The sequence below is a fragment of the Pseudonocardia xishanensis genome (genome assembly GCF_039541715.1).
Lineage (GTDB): Bacteria > Actinomycetota > Actinomycetes > Mycobacteriales > Pseudonocardiaceae > Pseudonocardia > Pseudonocardia xishanensis.
Genome location: NZ_BAABGT010000051.1, coordinates 1 through 2,734, shown reverse-complemented (window position 1 = coordinate 2,734; position 2,734 = coordinate 1). Strand labels below are relative to the sequence as shown.

The following is a 2,734-nucleotide window of genomic DNA, read 5'->3' as shown; positions in this document are numbered from 1 at the left end:
TGGCCCCCGACCACACCTGGCTCTACATGAACCTCGTACCCAGGGCCTGAAGAGACCTGACCGCAGCGGGCCGACCAGGCGCCCGCCCGCCACGCTGGATCCGGTCCCCCGCGCCTACCGCACCGTCTCAAACTCGGCACCCGACAAGGAGGTCACCCGCATTGCCATCAGTCCGCAGCAGCGACGACGTGGTCCTGTTCTCCGAGGAGCGGTCGGAGCAGGTCGTCACTCGGTCCTTCGACGCCACCCCCGACGCACGGCTCCGCGAGGTCCTGCAGAGCCTGGTGCGCCACCTGCACGCCTTCGCCAAGGAGGTGGACCTCAGCCAGCCGGAGCTCGACGCGGCGATCGACTTCCTGACCCGCACCGGGCAGAAATGCGACGACGTACGCCAGGAGTTCGTGCTTCTGTCGGACGTCCTGGGTATGTCGATGCTGGTCGACACCATCACCAACCGGGCCTCCGGGTCGGCGACCGAGTCCACCGTCCTGGGTCCCTTCCACATGGTCGACTCTCCGCCCCGGCAGCTCGGCGAGGACATTGCGCAGGGGCGCAGTGGGGAGCAGACCCTGGTCACCGGCCAGGTCCTCGGCGACGACGGCTCTCCGCTGCCCGGCGCGACGATCGATGTCTGGCAAGCCGACGACCAGGGCTTCTACGATGTCCAGCTACCCGACCGGGTACCCCAGGGCAACCTGCGGGGGCTGTTCACCTGCGACGAGGACGGGCGGTTCCGGTTCCGCACCATCATGCCCGCGCCGTACCCGATCCCGCAGGACGGACCGGTCGGCGAGCTGCTCGCGGCAACCCGCCGCCACCCGAACCGGCCGGCCCACATCCACTTCATCGCCGGCGCGGTCGGGTACGCCCCGTTGACCACGCACATCTTCGTCGCCGGTTCGCCCTACCTGGACTCCGATGCGGTTTTCGGCGTCAAGGAGAGCCTGGTCGTCGACTTCGCGGTCGTGCGGGACGGCGACATGGTGGCCGAGCATGCGATGCCGGTGCCCTTCCGTCACACGCACGTCGAGCTGCGGCTGCGGTCCGCCCGATGACCCGGCAGTTCGTCCACGACCAGCGAGCGGTCCGTGTCGTCTTCCGCCGCGGTGCGCTCGACGCGATCGGCGACGAGGTCGAACGACTCGGGGCACAGCGCGTGCTGCTCATCGGCAGCCCGCGCCATGCCGATCGGGTGAGCGCGCTGCTCGGCGAGCGGGTGGCGGCCACGGTGTCGGCCCCCCGCATGCACGTGCCGGCCGAACAAGCACGGTTCGTGCAGGCCCAGGGGGATGCCCTCGACGTCGATGCGTGCGTCGCCGTCGGGGGAGGCTCGGCGACCGGTCTGGCCAAGGTCGTGGCGCTCCACCGGCGCATCCCGATACTGGCCGCGCCGACGACCCTGTCGGGATCCGAGATGACCCGGGTGTGGGGCATGACCACAGCGGGGGTGAAGCAGACCGGGCGCGACGAAGCCGCCGCGCCGCGCATCGTGCTCTACGACCCGGACCTACTGGCGACGCTTCCGGTCGCGACCGCGGTGCCCAGCGCCGTCAACGCCCTGGCCCACGCCGTCGAGGCGCTCTGGGCGCCGGACCGCACCCCCCTCACCGACCTCTACGCCCGCGAAGGGGCCGCGGCCATCGGCCGTGCCTTGCGAGGCGCAGGAAAGACGGAGCTGACGGAGCTCGTGACCGAGGCGCTGTACGGGGCATGGTTGAGCGGCATGTGCCTGGACTCCACGACGATGTCGCTGCACCACAAGCTGTGCCACGTTCTCGGCGGCTCCTTCGGCCTGCCCCACGCGGAGACACACACCGTCGTCCTCCCCCACGTCATCGCGTTCAACGCCGGGCACGCCGCGCCCGCGCTGCACACGCTCCGCGAGGCGCTCGACATGCGGGATCCCGCCAGAGGCCTGCACTCGCTGGTGACGACCCTCGGCGGTCCCGGCTCCCTCGCGGAGCTCGGTCTGCGGTCGACGGACCTGGACCGCGCCACCGACCTCGCGCTCGCCTCTCCGTACGCGAACCCACGACCGCTGACCGCCGACGTGATCCGTACAGTGCTCGAAGGGGCGCTGCGGGGAGATGAACCGACCATCGCCTGAAGCAGCGGCATAGGATCAGGAGCTCCGGACCTCGAGCGGGCCGAACCCGGACCCGGGCCGGCCGGGTAGCGAGCATCCGGAGGACGACGATGTCTACACCTGGACCGGTGGTGGCGACGTCCCGGTCGGCCGGTGACGGCGGCTCGGAGCTGGGCCGGCCGGCGCACCCGGCCGGCCGGTCGGTCACCATCGAGTATCCCGAACACCATCGAGGCGATCGCCCGTGCCGATTCGGGACCGACGTGCGAGTGGTCGCGGCACCCCCGTCCTGTTACGCGATCGGAATTGGGCGTCGGCTGGTGCCCTGCGTGTCGGTGCTGGCCGACACGGGCTACAGCTCACGGGCGAACCGGGCGCTGCTGCGCAGGCGCCGGATCGCCCACACCATCCCGAGCCCCGCGGCCAGCAGGCCAACCACGCCCGCCGCGGTTCACGAGGCCATCCCGATGACGCGAACCATCCCCGTCCTCCTCACGCCGCCGCTCGGCGCAATGTGGTGGGGACACGCTGGGACGGGTCGATCATGCCGAAGGCTCATCCTGCACCGTTTCGGAGCCGCATTCGCGCCTGTGGTCCCGAGAAGGCCTGCGGTGAGGGTGGTACTCCTCGAGGAGTGTCTCGGCCAGC

2 protein-coding genes are annotated in these 2,734 nt (G+C 71.0%); both read left to right on the top strand.

The window, feature by feature from the left end:
• Positions 1 to 161 precede the first annotated feature (161 nt).
• Positions 162 to 1,055 (top strand): dioxygenase family protein, encoded by an 894-nt coding sequence (locus ABD993_RS19095; protein ID WP_345420011.1) that lies wholly within the window; start codon positions 162 to 164, stop codon positions 1,053 to 1,055.
• A complete protein-coding gene (locus tag ABD993_RS19090) occupies positions 1,052 to 2,107 on the top strand; it encodes a maleylacetate reductase (protein ID WP_345420009.1) in 1,056 nt (351 codons plus the stop codon). Before ABD993_RS19095 ends, ABD993_RS19090 begins: the two co-directional genes overlap by 4 nt.
• Positions 2,108 to 2,734 lie beyond the last annotated feature (627 nt).

Excerpts from the sequence above, each read along its gene's own strand:
- ABD993_RS19090 (WP_345420009.1), top strand. The coding sequence starts at position 1,052 with ATGACCCGGCAGTTCGTCCACGACCAGCGAGCGGTCCGTGTCGTCTTC.